We start from the raw sequence: 17,397 nt of genomic DNA, 5'->3' as shown, positions 1-17,397 counted from the left end.
TTTACTATCTACTACGAGGTTTCATCTAACGTTCCTGTATTCACGACCCGACGTATGTCGGGTGTCAGGCGAACGCAGGACCAAGGACGAATGTCCGTAACGTGAATATCATGAGTAGATGATGGAATGCCTGACTTCTTCCACTAAACATAATATATGTTCTTCAGTCTTTTATTGATTCTTTCTATTTACACTTCCTAATTCAATCATTTACAGGATAAGTTTTTGATGTACTTATTGAATCATCAACTTGTTCAATGATGTTAGAATTAATACTAAGTTTTTCCACGGTATCCTCTTTTGAAATAATATTCTTCATAACATAACCATCGAGTAATAATGATGCAAAACACTGAGCCTCTACAGCTTGCTTTCTTTCTAGATGAAAAGGTATTGTTCCGTAGCTATGTGCCGCTGCATTTCTAAGTTCAAATAGATGATAATAGAAATCGATGTATGTGGTTCCTGCTTTTTGAAAAGTGGAGTCTGGATCAATAGAAAGTTGATCAAACCACTTTTTTTTATGATCTAATAATCTACTTCTATTATCCTTATTAGATGGTTTTCCTATTAAAGCTTCAACACACCTACAAGCTTGAACAATCGCTATTTCATATTCTGATATTACGTTAGCTTGTTCCCAAATTTCTGGTTCATGACTCAGGTGTTTCCTAACAGGATATTTCTCTAGTTCACATATTAAGCAGCAATAATGTGTTCTCATAGAAGAATAAAAGTTACTCATAGCAGTAAACGCTTTATCATCTCGTAACAGTAATTCTATAATTGGAGATAAATCGTATAGATCAGTTAACTTCAGAATAGTGCCATTTAATATGCTATTTCTATCTGAATCTTGATATATTGTATGTTCAGCAATTGATTTGTTCGAATCAAAATAATAAAACCATCTATATTCCAAATCTATATCATGTTCAAAATCTCTGGAATAAGAATATGAAAGCTGAATAACCGTTCCGATGTTTTTCCAAAAGTTTTTATCTTTAATAATATTTGAAACCAATGAAACTAAGGCAGTCTCTTTATCCTTAGTATGTGTCCATAAAAATAGTTCTTCATCGCCATATTTCATAAATGGTACAAAATCATGTATTTTAGGTTGAAAACTATTCTCAAATTTAATCCCCTCAATAAATGCGTGATTACAAACATCATTTGGGATATTACGTGGGAAGTGTCTGTCTAGATATTCTTGTTGTATTTCACATTTTTTTAAATATTCTCTTAACACTGCATCTAAATTCCCACTCGAATTCTGATTCCCATTAGAGTCATTTTCCATACCTGCACCTCATATCATTTAGCAACATGATATTGCTAATATATTTACTTTCAAATCATTCGGCATTCTTTCATCTAACGTTTCTTTATTCATGAACCCCGAAGGGGTTGTCTGCTGAAATTCCTCCTCGAAATCCCTCCGCAGACCAAGGTTCCAAAGGAGACGCAGCTTGAATATGATGTTAGCCTAGGTTATTATCCTCTTCGATTTAACTACTCAGCGCCTTATCATCCCTTCATTCCATAGAGCCAAAACTACATCCATTTGTGAATTATACTTAATCTCTTGATCTCAAATGACTTCTTTCCACAATGTCCTTTGCTTTATATCCTTGTCTGTATTGCTCTCTATAATATTTTTACTGCCTTTAATCCGTATCCTTTATTCTTTTTTGAATTTGTATAGTTCCCACTTGGAATACCTTCGAGTAAACCTTCTTCGCATAATCCTAAAAAGGTGTTTTTCGGACATCCTTTTGTCTGCGAAGCATTACCTTCCCCGAATATTTCTATTGTCACTTCATTCCATGCTTTAATTGGATTATCATGTTTATGTTCATTAAGATAATTGACAGTTCTCACTGCTGCTTCACCAAATTTCCCCATAGTAATCCTTCTTTCTTTTTTACTATCGCAATAATTTCGGCTAACGTCCCTGTATTCATGAACCCTGAAGGGGTTGTCTGCCGAAATTCCTCTCGGAAATCCTTCTCACAGACCAAGACTCCGCAAGGAGACCCAGCTTGAATATTATGTTATAAGATGTCGGCGACTTCATTGAATTACTCAAAACACTTCTTTTTATCTATCTTCGAACCATGCGGTATCTATTAAATCGTCCCATTCAATTATTAATGTCTTGTACTTAATAATCCAATATCCAAAATCTTCATTGTACTTACATGAACTTAATCCATCAAATCTATGAATATACATATTGTCCTGTGTTTCTATTTCTGCAGTCTTTAACACTTCAAAATCAACCAATAATTCTGATATGTCTACTATCTTTTTCTGCGCATCATTTTCAACAAGAATTCTCCTCTTACTCTTAATTTCGGAAGTATCATATATAACTGATTCCAATATTTCAAAATCAACGAACTGTAGAAGCGCTTTCCCTGAACACATTGCCTTATCATTACTGTTTCTTGGATGAGTAGATAAGACATCTATATGTTCAAAGAAAACTGACAAACTCTGATTATCATTTGAAATTGATTCAATAACACAGTCATGTAATGATATATGTTCCAATGTGTTTTCAGAAACGAATTTAATAACATCTCACCTCAATTTCAGTTCTTGTTTGATTGGTATTCGCCGATTTCAGATAACGTTCCTGTATTCACGACTCGACGCATGTCGAGTGTCCGGCGAATGCCGGACCAGGGACGAATGTCCGCAGCGTGAATAGTATGTTATCGGATGTTCTATTCTTCTAAAGAGAACTCTCACAGATTTCATTATTTAATTTGTATTGTCTCATCTTTCCTAGAATTTATGCTTAATCTAAATGTTAATATATAGCCAAAAGTGTATCTAAACTGGACGCTAATAAAATTGGTTTACATAGCTAGCGTCACGTCTTATTCATTACTTCCAAAGTTAAAATAGTAACTACCTTTTTCTTTCAACGCTTTTCTAGCATTCTTAATATCAAAAGGTCCATAATCATAATCGTTATTTAATTCGTCCTTAAGTTGCATTAGGGTTCCTTCGGGAATAGCGACTGAAGATTCATTTAATATATCAGCACCTGTGTATTTAATAGTTACCTCCCTTCCATTCGAATTCGTACATGATCCCCTAAAATATAAAGTATTGGGTTTGTTTTTTTTAAAATCTATTTTTTCAAAATGAAATGCAAAGTCAGCCATTTTCTTAGCTCCTTTAATTAATTAAGTTTTATTTTTAATAAGTCTTCTTGAATTTCCGATAACATCTAATTTATGTACTTCGTAAATACCACACATTCAACGTAATATATGAACTACGTATATGATAACCTACGGGGTGATATATGCGAAGAAAAATTTGGTGAAAAAGGGAGAACTTTGAGATACTCAATCTCCCATGTCCATACGATCCAATGGACTTTGAATACGCTGAATATTTTTCGTGCTCACATGCGTATATCGTTGCGTTGTTTGTGCACTCGTATGACCAAGAAGCTCCTGAATATAGCGCAGGTCTGTTCCATTTTCCAGCAAATGTGTAGCGAAGGAGTGCCGCAAAGCATGAATGCTACACTTTTTTACAATACCCGCTCGTTGTCTAGCTTCTTCAAAAACCTTTTGTACGCTGCGCTCCGTAAGATGCCGATCTGAAAATTGCCCCGGAAACAACCAACGATCGGGTTTATATTCGGCGATGTACTTCTGCACCATTTTCCAAGCAAGGTTGGAGAGAAGAGTTCTCCGATCCTTTTGACCTTTTCCCTGCATTACGATAATGGTCTGACGCCCAATATCCAAATCGTTATAGCGTAGACGAACGACTTCGCCGACACGAAGCCCTGCCGAATAGGTTAGATAAAGAATTGTCTTGTGTTTGAGATTAGTCACAGCTTTCAGCAATAGGGTAACTTCTTTTTGGGACATAACATTGGGCAGCTTCACCTGCTTTTTGGGACGTATATATTGAAAATCGGCAGGATGAAGTAACACATGTTTACAATAAAATCGGATCGCACTAATCGTCTGATTCACACTGGAATGGGAGACTCCTCGCTCAAGTAAATCCAAACAATATGTCTGAACATGAGATGCACCGATTTCTGTATCCATCTGAGGAAGACTGGCCACAAATCTTTCAATCTGATTACAGTATGCTTTAATCGTTTTGCGACTGTACCCTCTTAATTTCAGAGCTTGCTGCAACTCATTTCTTTTCCATTGTGTTTGCTCTCCACGTAACTTCCAGTTTCTCAACATTTCACTCTCCACCCACAACTCCGGGGATATCTCTACATCTAGCGCATCAAAGTGCTTTGTAAACTCCTGAAGAGATGCCTCTGAGTAGGGATGATCCAGCGTTTTACATCAGGCTCCCACCTTCTTCCGGTTACCTGACGAATGGACTGGATATGCACCGTATTATATGGAATGTGTACATACACTGTATCTGCAGAACCTTTGGTTAGAATGATGGTGTTTTTTGCTTTATCTTTTATAAAAACTCTCCCTTCAGCTTAATTGGATTTTTGAGTTCTATTGAATTTGGAAAAAAAAAAAAAGGAAGACCATCTTCATCCCGTAAGGGAATCCAATGATCTTCCGATGCTTTCGGAACTATGGCCGCTGCACCTACATGGCAGCGGCTTCTTCTCCCAGCGGCAGCGTGTAATACTGCGCCTGCTGGTCTTCGTGCTGCTGGTATACGACAACCAGCAGCGTCTGGCCTTTTGCGGCAAGCGGGCTGGCGCCAGCTAGCACACGCTCAAGCCGGAACGGAAGCACGTCCAGTACGGCGTGCTTCTGCAGTTCCTTTTCGCCGAGTCCCAGATCGGCGAAAGCACGGGCACCCATGACCGTCTGTGCGGTCATGGCCGAGGTCATCGGCAACGCACGCGAAGCGTTGCCGTGCCCCATGTCCGCCGCTCCATCCGCGGCGGACTCCACCGCGTCGCGCGCTGCAAGCGACGCAGCATCCCCGGCATGGCTGCCGATCACACCCGCCGCATCTGCGGCAGTGTCCTCTCCGGCAGCCGCCGAAGTTCCCGCAGCGACCGCTCCACTCGCGCCGCTGCTTTCCAGCCATGCCGAGCCGGAGGCACCGGCAACACGCGGCAATCGAACGTCTTCTGGACGTTCAGCCAACGTTTTCATATAACCCGCCCATTGATCTTTCTGGAGCACATCGTCCCACCAGATTTTACGCGGCTTGTACTTATGTCCCAGGAAATAATCCAGCTTCATCAGACCCAGCACAATATCCATATGCGGCGTATTCCGCGACTCTAGAAAGCTGTGAAGACGAGTAAACAAATCCTCTAGCTGATGCCCGATCTTCTGCCAGCCCTGACCCTCCCAGTAATCGCCAAAGGCCTGGAAGAAATCAAACGGTGAATCAAACTCCTGCTCCATCAAATACTTCAACGTATGATCCATCCGGTGTGCGTTCCAGTATTTCTCCAGCACATCCTCCAGGCGTTTCAGGCGAACAATGTCGCTAAATGGCAACACGTCACTGCCCAAAATCTCATACGGCGCGTGATCCATATACGTATAATTGTACTTTTCCGCATCCAGACGAAGTCCCGTACCACGAAGCATTTTGAGGAATCCGAGTTGTAGCTCTTCCGGCCCCAAAGCAAACACATCGTTAAACGTCTTGCGGAACGTATTATAATCTTCCTCCGGTAGTCCTGCGATCAGATCCAAATGCTGGTCGATCTTGCCGCTGGCTTTGACCTTGTTCACCGTACGACTCAACTTGGCAAAGTTCTGACGGCGTTTCACCAGTTCATTCGTCGGATCATTCGTGGACTGCACCCCGATTTCGAAGCGGAACGTACCCGGCGGCGCATTCTCCGCCAAATAGTCGAGCACCTCAGGACGCATGATGTCAGCCGTAATTTCAAACTGAAACACCGTTCCCTGATGATTCTCGATCAAAAACTTAAACATCTCCATCGCATAATCCCGTTTAATGTTAAACGTACGATCCACAAACTTGATCAGCTTCGCACCCTTCTCGATCAGGTACAGAATGTCCGACTTCGTCCGCTCAATATCGTAATACCGCACGCCAACCTCGATACTGGAAAGACAGAACTGACAACTAAACGGACAGCCCCGGCTGGTCTCAAAATAAACAACCCGCTTGCCGAGATCCGGGATATCCTCTTCAAATCGATGAGGTGAGGGGAGATCATTCAAGTCCGCTTTCGGGCGTCCTGGCATGAGAATGACCTCTTCCCCTTTGCGATACGCCAGCCCATAGACAAAATGGAACTTTTTACTGCCCTCCAGCTCCGTCAAAAGCTGATGTAACGTTTCTTCCCCTTCACCCATGACGATAAAATCGACATTAGGAATCCGGTTCATCCAATATTCGGTGTCGTAGGACACCTCCGGCCCGCCGAGCAAAATTTTCACGTCAGGCATAACCTTTTTCAGATTATCAATTACTTTAATCGTCTCTTCAATGTTCCAGATGTAACACGAAAAACCAATCACATCCGCCCCGCGCTGGTACAGATCCGACACAATATTCATGACCGGGTCCTTGATCGTATACTCCGCGAGCTCAATATCAAAATCCTTCTCACTATACGCCTTCAAACACCGCAGCGCCAGCGAGGTATGGATGTACTTTGCATTCAAAGTCGATAAAATTACCTTCATGGTTCACAACCTTTGCCTGGACACCCAGACCCTATATTTTTTTGGAAAAGTAAAGCCTCACAGCCATCCTGCCCCGGATGCTGCTCAGACAAACCTCTAATGCAAGTCCGAGCCTTATCTATCGCCACACTTGCACAAATTCACACCAGTATCCGCGTCAGTACGCGCGTCACGTAATAGTACCAACACACGCTCAGGAGCTATTAACAAGATCTAAGAACAAGATCTAATAACTAGTCCTTATGTTATAACCGTCCACACCTCATAAACAAATTCCTATTTTGTCTCTCAAAGAGTGGACACCTCTTTTAAAAACACATACACTCCCCGGCCGACAAAAACTACAATATATAGACTTAATTCCATCAGAATCACTATATACTGTATCCACACTCGTTAGCCACCTTTTGCGTCCATGTCCACCCTTTGAAAGACAATCTCTCTCGTTTTGTCTACTCAGCAGGGACACACTTTATGAGATACTTATCCTGATTTTTGAATCCGTTTCTATCCCGATCTTGGCTCTGGTCCTGTTACTGGTTCTAATTCTAGTTGTGTTTCTTGTGTTTCTTGTGTTTCTTGTGTTTCTTGTGTTTCTTGTGTTTCTTGTTCTGTCCTGTTCTTGATCCCGTTGTGCATCTTCTTGTGTTCCTTCTTCTAATTGTGCTTCCGGTTCTGCTTCTGATCTAGTTTCTGCTTCTGAATCTATATAAGTAGAACTAAAGAACGTACACAATCCACTCCAATATTGCTCATCAATCCATGCACATTATTCAAATATCACCCACCGCCTGTGGCTAGTGCATGTCTGTCAGCCTCTACTGCGAGCGCTAACGATCAGGAGAAGCCTTATTTCGGCGTATTCGTGCTTTGGAAAATTCTAACGATTCCCAGAGACGCTATTCTACTGAAATCAGCTTGATCAGACTCATTTTTCAGGATTTTGAATGAAATAAGCTTCCTGGAGATCGTTAGATTTCAAATGTGCCCAATTCAGGGCAAATAAGCTCCGTGGTGATCGTTAGCTCTCCATCCTCTACTTGAGCAGCCTGTCAAATCTGTAGGCCTCGGTCACTGATCAGATATCACTTGTCTCTTGTCATTTATTCTCATTACTCATGACATATTCACTATCATATATCACTCATATTCATAAAAGGCGTCATCGTCCGTGTCCACTTCTTCACCCGATTGCTTCTGGAAGAATTCCAGGAACGGCAGTCCATACTTGCGGTACTTGACCTCACCAACCCCTTTAATGGTCAGCATGTCACGTTCTGTCTTCGGACATACCACACTCATTTCGCGCAAGGTGGCATCATTGAAGATGATGTAGGATGGTACATGTTCTTTGGCAGCCAGATCACGGCGGATCAGGCGCAGCTGTTCAAACACCGTTTCGTTCACAGCCGAAGGCATTGCGTCACGTCCGCGGCGTCCGCCGTAGTTTGTACCGGAAGCTGTAGCTGCTGTTTTCCGTACGACACGCTGCATGACTTCGCGTTGACCTTTCAGCACTTCCACCGCCAGCGGTTGCAAACGAACCACTGGATATTGGCCCTCGGACAACATCAGGTAACCTTCGGATACCATCACGTTGATGATCTCTGCAATTTCGCGCTCTGTGCGATTGCCCATAACCCCGTATGTTGGCAAGGAATCGAAGCCGTAGTCCAGCACTTTTTTGGCACGGGAACCCTTAAGTACCGAAGCGACCAGCGATACCCCGTAGCGTTCACGCATGCGGTGAATGCAACTGAATATTTTTTGCGCATCAATGGTCATATCCACCAGTTCACGGTCGTCTGTGCAAGAACTGCAAATGCCGCATGGCTTGTCCTCGTGCACCTCACCGAAGTAATCCAGCTGTGCACTGCGCAAACAACGCGTGGTGTAACAGTAATCGACCATCTGTTGCAGCTTGCGGTAATCGTTGGCTTTGCGGTCACCCTCCATCGGGTTCTGCTCGATCAGAAACTTTTGAGTGATAATATCCTGTGCTCCGAAAAGTAAAATACACTGACTCGGCTCGCCGTCACGTCCTGCACGTCCGGCTTCCTGAACGTATGCCTCCATGTTTTTCGGCATGCTGTAGTGAAGCACATAACGCACGTTGGACTTGTCGATCCCCATTCCGAAGGCATTGGTCGCAACCATCACGCGAATATCATCGTACAAAAACTGCTCCTGGCTCTGCGCCCGTTCATCGTCCGTCATGCCTGCATGGTAACGTCCTGCCGGCAAACCAGCCTGCAACAAACGCTGATGCAGATCGTCCACGTCCTTACGGGTCGCGGCGTATACAATACCTGGCTCGCTGGCATGCTCGCGCGCGTAGTTCAAGACAAAATCTTTTTTGCTCTCGCCGCGTAGCACGCTAAACGCGAGATTATCTCGCCCAAGTCCGGTCACATACGTCTGCGGGTCCTGCAAACGCAGCAGCCGCAGAATATCGCCCATGACCTCGGGCGTCGCCGTCGCCGTAAAGGCCGCAACCACCGGCCGCTCCGGCAAACTGTCCACAAACGGCGCTACCGCCAGGTAGCTTGTCCGAAAATCATGGCCCCACTGCGACACACAGTGGGCCTCATCCACTGCCACGCACGAGATGGGCAACTGCCCCATCTCATCGCGGAACCAATCCAGCTCCAGTCGCTCCGGCGCGACGTAGAGCAACTTCAGCTCACCGCGCTGCGCCGCGCGGATGCGCTCATTCACTTCTCTGCCGCTTAACGTACTATTAATATAAGCGGCGGCAATGCCCGCGGTCGTCAGCGCATCGACCTGGTCTTTCATCAAAGAGATTAACGGGGAGACGACCAGCGTCAGCCCCGGATATAACAAAGCGGGAATCTGGTAACAGATCGACTTCCCGCCCCCGGTCGGCATAATGCCCAGCGTATCCTCATATTCGAGCAGGCTGGAAACGATCTTTTTTTGACCCTCACGAAAATCGGGGTAACCATAATATTTTTGCAGGAGACCCTGCGCTTCTTCTAAAGTAGGTGCTTGCACACTCATGTAAAGACTCCTTACTTGTCACTGGTGTTCCTGCACCAGCTTGGTTCTATCCGATTCTGACATCCAAACGCGGCATCAACGCCGCATCCCTGACAACAAAATGGCGTTCTCATGACTTGTCCGTCAAGCAAAACGCCGCTCCCTTTAGTTTAACGGGCACAGCCCGAATGAGCAACCGCGTTTTAATGTAAAAACCTGAATCTTCTCGAACACAATAAAACAACCGTTCATCCCGGGTGGAGACAAACGGCTGCTTTCCGTTATTACATTTATTTCATTATATACTATTTTAACGATAGCATGAAAATCAAACTTTACATCCTTCCTCTATATATTACTCCCCCGACGCTGCATTCCTAACATTCATGCGATAGTATAAGCCTTTTTGCTCCATCAGCTGATCATGCGTGCCATCCTCGGCAATTCGTCCTTGGTTCATCACTAGAATCCGGGAACATTGACGAGCGAGCTCCATGCGATGAGTCACCAGCAATCCCGTTTTCTCCTGCACCAAACGACGAAGTTGTTGCATGACAAACTGCTCGGTCTGGTTATCCAGCGATGATGTCGGTTCATCCAAAATATACACATCTGAGGATCTCATCATAAGCCGGGCAAGGGACAGACGCTGACGCTGTCCACCAGACAGATTCGCTCCTTTTTCTTGCAAAATCGCATCATACTGGCCTTCCTGTGCCTCAATAAATTCATGTAAACCAGCCTGTCCCGCTGAAAGTTTTACTTCATTTAATGTAGCGTCCCTGCCAAGACGTATATTCTCTTCGATCGTACCTGTAAAAAAAGCCGGTGACTGCGGCATATACGTTAGCCGGGATTGTTGATCCTGAGCCATAATCTGCTCTACATCTTCGTTCCCAAGCATCACACGTCCAAAAGTCGGCTTGATTAACCCCGCACACACCTGGCATAGTGTGGACTTTCCGGCTCCGCTGCTGCCCACTACAGCCACCAGTTCACTAGGTACCAATCTGAGCGTAATCCGATCCAGAATGGTTCGACCGCTGCTTTCATCAGACACCGTCACCTGATCCAGTGTCAGGACAGGCTGTCCATTTTGCGGAAGTCTTCTGTGCCCTGAATTGTATTCTTTTACATCATTTTGTTGCGCACGCTGTGCTAGATTCAGCCATGTTGAGATGCGACCAAATGCACCTATACTCGCCTGCATTTGGCTCCACTGACTGGACAAGCCTAGTACAGGCCAGACCACAAGTTCAAACAGCAAGCTACTTGCCACTACCATTCCTGGAGACAATACTCCTCTCGCTGCAGCTAAAGCAATTAGAAATAACGCTACTAGTTGAGCCAGACCAAATACGGCCATCGCCACATTATCGGATATGCTTAAGGTCATTTGCAGCTTCGCCTGTACTCGGTTAAGTGATTGTTGCTGCATGCGCAAGCGTGTGAGAAACCATGGCGAAGCGTTATATGCCTGGATCACAGGAACACCTTCCATGTATTGCTGAATCTGTTGCTGTGACTCACCCTCCATAGGCTCCACTTCATCCGACAAGCGCACAATGCGTTGGTCATATACTCTGGCCGTAAACCAAATCGCAGATGCACTGACCAAAGCAATAACTGCAACCCATGCATCTGCACGATACAAGTACCCCAGCGAGAGAACGATAATAAAAACGACTGTGACTCCTTCTGCTATCGCCTTCACCACTTCTGCACCATGTTTCGTATCTTCTTTGATTCGCAGCATCACATCCCCGGACTTCTGTCTACGCGCCCATGGATAAGGCATCTGGTTGAAAAGCTGGAGCAGGTTCATTGACATATCCCTATGCATAGATTCTTTGAGCCGCACTAGCACATAGCGATGCATCGCCAGTAGTACGATAAACCCGATCAACACTGCGATAAAGGTTATCGCCGTAGCATTCAGTTTCTCCTGTCCGCCATCATGGATTGCATCAACGAAAAATCCCTGCACAGAGGCAAGGCCCCAATCGAACACCGCGTCCGCCGCAATGAAAAGAAACATAATGATTACCGCCCATCTATAGGGCTTCATAAAGCGCACAATAATCGGCCAAACCTTGCTCAGAGATGCTGTTTCCTTGGCCTTATTCACATCCTGATCTCCATCACTGCTATGATGTCCCTCTTCATTTATGCGCTTATGTTCCTTTCCCTCTGCACGCTTATATTCCTCTCCATCTATATGCTTATTTCCCTCAACATCATTGTTCTTATAGTGCTCTTCCATCTGTGCTCTTGCCCTCCACCTCTATGCACTCATGTTCATTTTCCATCGACACTGCTGCTTCATGCTTCATGCTTCATGTGGCATCTCTTTTGTGGACACGTTTCATTCCCTTTCTGCTTATCTTCATATTCATATGACATGCTGTTCCCCCAGTTTTACTTATCCTTCTACCTTTATCTTCGCGGGCTACCTTAATCTAATTCTTCACATACACTTTTAAGAGTACTTCAGCTTTTTGCCCTGTTATTTATTCAGACGTCTTGATTCTCTATCGACCTGACTACTCTATCGATCTGTTTATTCTTTCGCTCTGTTCACTACTGTTCTGGCATTTCTCCGTACATTCGTTCTTCTGTATCCTGCTCGCAAGGTAAGCGAGGTAACCATTCTCACGATTCAGCAGTTCTCGGTGAGTGCCGATGTCAACAACTTCTCCATCCTGCATATAGATCACCTGATCTGCACGCTCAATTAAAGATAATTGATGAGTGACAGCTATGATCGTTGTGTCATACTCCGTAGCTAACACCGTAAATAGCTCGTTCAACTGTTGCTCATGCCACGGATCTTGTGAGGAGGTTGGTTCATCCAGCAATAAAATTCCCGATTTTCTTAACACTGCTCTGGCGAGACTGATCCGTTGAAGCTCTCCGCCAGACATGTGCCCCCCTTGCGGCTGAAGCTCTGTCTTGTAACCATTTGCCTGGTTCATAATGGCATCATGTGCATGAGTCATACGGGCAGCAAGCTGCACCTCTTCAGCAGACAACCCTTCTGCGCCAAATCTAATATTCTCCTCTACGGTTCCTGAGAAAATGAAGGCTTGTTGTGGAACATATACGTGTTTTATATCCCTTTCTATGTCCTGATCAGGGTATTTAAGGGCCGCCAATCCCACAGAGTCCTTATAGGCAATCGCTGAATTATTTGAGTGATTTGAATCATTTGGATTATTCATCTGGATTGAACCGCTCGCAGGCGCATTTAAACCAGCTATCACTTTCAGTAAAGTCGTTTTTCCGCATCCGCTAGGGCCTGTAATTACCGTAAGTTTGCCTTTGGCAGCTGTAAAAGAAATGTTCGATAACACTTCTTCTTGCTCTGAATATCTGTAGAAAATCCGGTCTACATGAACTCCTTCGGTCATAAACTTGTGCTGCGGCTGAGCGGCAGCCGGTTTCTTTTTTTCCAAATCCAATATTTCAAAAATACGAGCAACCTGAGACGCCGATCCAATGATCTGACTCCACAGCCCTGACAATGCTTCGATTGGACGTGTCAACTGACTACTTGCGACGAGGAAAGCCGCCAATCCGCCCACATCCATATGTCCATGCAGAACTTGTAATCCACCGAGATACAAGATCAGGATCATACCCCCGTAAGTGGAGACCCGCCCAGCAGCCTCCGTCAAACGCTGTAATACCGAAATAGACATCGTACGCTTAAATACCTGATTCATTCGTCCGCTAAACTGCCGCTGCATATAACCCGAAAGTCCGTAACTACGGATCTCCACCGGGGCTTGAATGATATCTGTCAGCAATTCATCCCTCGCCGCTGCACTTGCATTCAATCGGTCATGTTCTCGCTGCAGTTTTCGTCCAAGCCCTGCTGTTACCAACGGATAAATGAGCGTGAACGCAATAATGGCCATAGTGAGCGGCAAGCTCACCCAACTGAAATAGGCAAAAGCCAAAACCAATTGTATGATATTTTTCGCAAGCTCAATCCCGTGCTGATTGATGCCTTTCTGAGCCTCCGTAGCTGAAGTCCATACTCTGGATGTGAGATCCCCCGTATGATACTTTGCCAGTTCTTGTGTATCTGTTCGTGCAAGGGAATGTAGCAGCCCGGACTGTAAAAACACCTGTGTTTTCTGATGAAATATCGTCTCCAACCATGTTGTGAATAGGCTTACAATAGCACGGAGCACGACAATAAAAACGCCGATGATCAACCCTGAATAAATAAGAGAAAACTGTGATTCCGCTGCTCCTTTGACCAATCTGCGAATGGATTCCAGATACCCTACTTCTACCAGTGAGGCGGCCAAAGCTGCAATGAGCAGTGGGATGATAAACATGCGATATTTTCCAGTTAATGTCCATAACCGTACGAGTACTTGAGCGGGCTTATATGTTCTTTTGTCTGTTATGGTTTGGTCGGCTAACATGTGTAATTACTCCAATCTTGTCATCAAATTAAGTATCTGGTTATGATATCATCAGTGATAAGGAAAAAATGAACATTTCTTGCTATCCCCTATAAATCAGGACGAAATAAGGAGATTGTACATGCAACCAGATCTACTGCAGACATTGGATACGTTGTTTGATTACATAGAAGACCATATTCATGAGAAGTTGACACTCGATCATCTTGCATCGATAACCCATATCTCCAAGTTCCATCTGCATCGTATGTTTAAACATGCCAGCGGGCAGTTACCTGGAGAGTATATTCGTGCTCGCAAATTGGCGCGTAGTCTGGAGCAACTGGTCGATCTGAACTGGAAAATTATCGATATTAGCGGACATTATTCTTTTGAACATGAGCAGTCTTACATTCGGGCTTTCAAACAGGCCTTTGGGATAACCCCCCTGCAATATCGCAAACAGGGTGCTGGTGATTTACAGTTTACGGCTCGTATGACTTCGTCGATGATTACGATCCTTCCGTATGGATATATTTTTCATCCGATTTATGTACGGAAACCTGCGATGAAGCTTATCGGTCAGCAATCTCAGATTCGATATGTGGATAACGAGGAATATTATAAATCCAATTCTGCAGGCAACCTTTTTTATGAAAAATTCTTTCATCTGATCCCTAACGTGCTGCACGATAACGTATACATTGGATTGACCAATGAGATTGAAGAACATTACAGTACCTATCAGCCATCTGTTGAAGTTACGAGTTTGGAAGAGATCCCGGAAGAACTGAACGGCATCGAAGTGCCTGCCAATCAGTATGCCGTTTTCAAGTTTATCTGTGATTTCCATCCAAGCCTGATTAATATCGATCATCTGGATAGTGTCTGGACATTTATCGATGAATACTGGCAAAGTCATTCCGGATACAGCAAAAGTGATGCTTATTATTTTGAAAGAATAGACGGCAGTCTCGCCCAGGAGCATTACGGAGAACTGGATATTTATATCCCTGCCAAACAGATCACGCTCTAAAGGAAGGTGCATGATTATGACAAAAGATAGAACTCCTCGCCCGGATTCATCTCCGATAAACGCACACCAATCTTGGGTTCTCAGGCATCCAAACACTTCAATATTCATCGCCTTGTTTATGTTGCCCATCGTGGCGTTAACGCTTTTCTTCACGCTTCGTCCCTACCTCTCCACATTCGATCGTTCGGGCGAGGGCGATCTGAGCTCGTCCATGTCATCCCCAAGTGGGAAATACACGGCCGAACTATACGGTGTTCCCTATGGCGGCGCAGCAGGTGGGGTAACGATCTGGGTAGACGTACGGAAAACAGCGGATACAAGCACTTCGAATGCCAAAAGCATCTATCGCGCAGAGTTTCATGGCGGAAATCACCTCGAATGGGAGAGTGACAATACCCTTCGCATTGAAAACTGGAGCGAGTATAGTAACGAGACTGTTACCTTGAATATAGATGAAGAAATTTATGATGGATGGGGCTGGGCTTGCAGCAGCTTGCGTACAAAGGACCAGTATGTAAGATGTTTGGAACCTGAATCGTGAATAACATATTCTGATGAAATATCATGTCATGACAACTTTGCTTCGGAACATGGATACGGACGATAAGTTCAGTTGTTCTAAACGCGGTTCACACTGTTCATACTAAAACAGAGCAACAGCAAACCCCGTTTACCGACTTTCTCGGCTAAACGGGGTTTATTTTTATTAGGCCTCTGTAGAAGACCCTTATTGGATTGCTAATTTGATTGCTATATTTGAGAACTGTTATGATTCCCTTTCACCAATGGATTGCTAGCTTCATACTATTGGATGCCCCATCTTCACTTTCCGTTTTTGTTCCTTCTTCCATGTGTTACCCTTCGCTTTCTTTTCGCTGTTTGCGAATGACGGCTTCGAGCTTCTCCCGGTTACCGATCAAACCTGGATCATCCGGCAGATACTTCCGAGCTTTCGTGTTATGCAAAAGCGCCTGCTCCCAGTTACCCAGATGAGCATAACAGAGTGAGAGCCGGGCATGTGGTAGCCAAGTTCGGCAAGCAGCCGGTACAGGGCGCAGACCCGGATCACGGCTGCTTACATCCACCGCCTGCATATACCAATAGATGGCGGTGACGATCTCTTGCCGCTCATGGAAGCAGGCGGCAATGGCGCAGCAGAAATCGGCATGCGGCAGGTCGTACTGGAACGACTGCAGCAATGCGCCCAGCTTACGGCCCGGCTCGCCAAGCCGCTCATAACATTCCGCCAGCCTTGCGCAGGCAATGAGCCGGTCCTCGCGGTAACCGCTGGGCTGCTCCAGCAGCTTGGCGTAACCGCGTGCCGCCGCTGCGTAGCGCTGGCGGTCATAACATTCGCCTGCATAGTAGAACAGCAGGCGTCCCTGGGCTATGCCCTCTTCGGCGATCCATTTGCGCAGAATGCGCACGTTTCGCGCCGAATGATTGCCCGCCTCGCGGCGATGGGTGACGGCAATATCTGCCGTAATAACCTCGCCTTGCGGGAAGCTCAGCTGCTCGTGCAGCCGGCCATGCCAGCGGCACCCGGCATCCCGCTTGACCAGGCGAAGCCGGCGGTCCGCCACCAGCGGACTTCCCTCCGGCCCCTCGGCCAGCGTATAGCCCATAATCACACCCGCCGTCTTACCTCCGGACGGCAGCTGCTCCTTCAACATCGCAAGCTTCGCCCGTTCCCCGGGCAACAGCACATCATCCGCATCAAGCCACAGGATATACTCCTGCGTAGCCTGGGCGAATGACTCGTTCCGTGCTGCGGCAAAGTCTTCATTCCATGTATACGTATAGACCCGGTCGGTGTACTTTGCAGCGATGTCCATCGTTCGATCAGACGACCCCGTATCCAGAATGATAATCTCATCCACAAGGTCAGTTACCGTATCAAGACACCTTGCCAGTGTGCGTTCTTCGTTCTTCACAATCATACACAAACTGATGGTGATCACGTTTTGAGCCCCTTCCTGTCGTACGCGTACTGATGCAACCCAATCCAAACAAGCTTTTGCAAATTCTAAAAATTCTAACGATCACAGATCACGCTATTTAGCTCATTTCAGCGCTTTTGAAAATCTAACGATCACAGATGAGCCTATTTTCGTATTTCAGGGCTAAATTTGAGGGAAATCGCTGAATTTAAGGCAAATAACGTCGCTGGTGATCGTTAGAATTCTGAGAGCTTCAAAATGGCCTAAATAAGGCTTCTGGTGATCGTTAGAAAAACTTGCCTCATTAATACGCTGTAATCTCTATCGTAATTGCTACTGGTACTGGTAAT

At 45.2% G+C, this 17,397-nt stretch carries 12 protein-coding genes; 2 read left to right on the top strand and 10 right to left on the bottom strand.

What is annotated here, in order from left to right:
* Positions 1-202: 202 nt before the first annotated feature.
* The 9 genes from MKY23_RS07310 to MKY23_RS07270 all read right to left on the bottom strand — a co-directional run bounded on the left by MKY23_RS07310 (position 203) and on the right by MKY23_RS07270 (position 14,092).
* On the bottom strand, positions 203-1,303 hold the full coding sequence (locus tag MKY23_RS07310; protein ID WP_339836731.1) for a hypothetical protein: 1,101 nt from the start codon (positions 1,301-1,303) through the stop codon (positions 203-205).
* 347 nt (positions 1,304-1,650) lie between these two features.
* The gene (locus MKY23_RS07305; RefSeq protein ID WP_339836728.1) at positions 1,651-1,908 is read right to left on the bottom strand and encodes a hypothetical protein; all 258 of its coding nucleotides are present in this window, start codon (positions 1,906-1,908) and stop codon (positions 1,651-1,653) included.
* A gap of 195 nt (positions 1,909-2,103) precedes the next feature.
* On the bottom strand, positions 2,104-2,559 hold the full coding sequence (locus tag MKY23_RS07300; protein WP_339836725.1) for a hypothetical protein: 456 nt from the start codon (positions 2,557-2,559) through the stop codon (positions 2,104-2,106).
* Between the two features lie 332 nt (positions 2,560-2,891).
* A complete protein-coding gene (locus tag MKY23_RS07295) occupies positions 2,892-3,182 on the bottom strand; it encodes a hypothetical protein (RefSeq protein WP_339836722.1) in 291 nt (96 codons plus the stop codon).
* Positions 3,183-3,368: 186 nt separating this feature from the next.
* The gene (locus tag MKY23_RS07290; RefSeq protein ID WP_339836719.1) at positions 3,369-4,238 is read right to left on the bottom strand and encodes a tyrosine-type recombinase/integrase; all 870 of its coding nucleotides are present in this window, start codon (positions 4,236-4,238) and stop codon (positions 3,369-3,371) included.
* Between the two features lie 372 nt (positions 4,239-4,610).
* A complete protein-coding gene (locus MKY23_RS07285) occupies positions 4,611-6,653 on the bottom strand; it encodes a B12-binding domain-containing radical SAM protein (protein WP_339836716.1) in 2,043 nt (680 codons plus the stop codon).
* Positions 6,654-7,793: 1,140 nt separating this feature from the next.
* Positions 7,794-9,674, bottom strand: a complete 1,881-nt coding sequence (gene recQ / locus MKY23_RS07280; protein WP_090921798.1) for a DNA helicase RecQ — start codon at positions 9,672-9,674, stop codon at positions 7,794-7,796.
* Positions 9,675-10,008: 334 nt separating this feature from the next.
* Positions 10,009-11,916, bottom strand: a complete 1,908-nt coding sequence (locus MKY23_RS07275) for an ABC transporter ATP-binding protein (protein ID WP_339836711.1) — start codon at positions 11,914-11,916, stop codon at positions 10,009-10,011.
* 280 nt (positions 11,917-12,196) lie between these two features.
* Positions 12,197-14,092: an ABC transporter ATP-binding protein gene (locus MKY23_RS07270; RefSeq protein ID WP_339836708.1), complete on the bottom strand. Its 1,896-nt coding sequence runs from the start codon at positions 14,090-14,092 to the stop codon at positions 12,197-12,199.
* 121 nt (positions 14,093-14,213) lie between these two features.
* Between MKY23_RS07270 and MKY23_RS07265 the strand changes: the two genes are divergently transcribed.
* Together MKY23_RS07265 and MKY23_RS07260 are read left to right on the top strand one after the other, a co-directional pair.
* A complete protein-coding gene (locus MKY23_RS07265) occupies positions 14,214-15,107 on the top strand; it encodes a helix-turn-helix domain-containing protein (RefSeq protein WP_090921790.1) in 894 nt (297 codons plus the stop codon).
* A 16-nt stretch (positions 15,108-15,123) separates the two neighbouring features.
* Positions 15,124-15,648: a DUF5412 family protein gene (locus MKY23_RS07260; RefSeq protein ID WP_339836702.1), complete on the top strand. Its 525-nt coding sequence runs from the start codon at positions 15,124-15,126 to the stop codon at positions 15,646-15,648.
* Between the two features lie 313 nt (positions 15,649-15,961).
* On the opposite strand, the gene MKY23_RS07255 is transcribed toward MKY23_RS07260, so the two are convergent.
* The gene (locus MKY23_RS07255) at positions 15,962-17,068 is read right to left on the bottom strand and encodes a glycosyltransferase family 2 protein (RefSeq protein ID WP_339836699.1); all 1,107 of its coding nucleotides are present in this window, start codon (positions 17,066-17,068) and stop codon (positions 15,962-15,964) included.
* Positions 17,069-17,397 lie beyond the last annotated feature (329 nt).

Source organism: Paenibacillus sp. FSL R7-0272, assembly GCF_037969905.1.
Taxonomy (GTDB): Bacteria; Bacillota; Bacilli; order Paenibacillales; family Paenibacillaceae; genus Paenibacillus; species Paenibacillus polysaccharolyticus.
The sequence above is the reverse complement of the archived record's forward strand: the minus strand, read 5'-3'. Positions and strand labels throughout refer to the sequence as shown.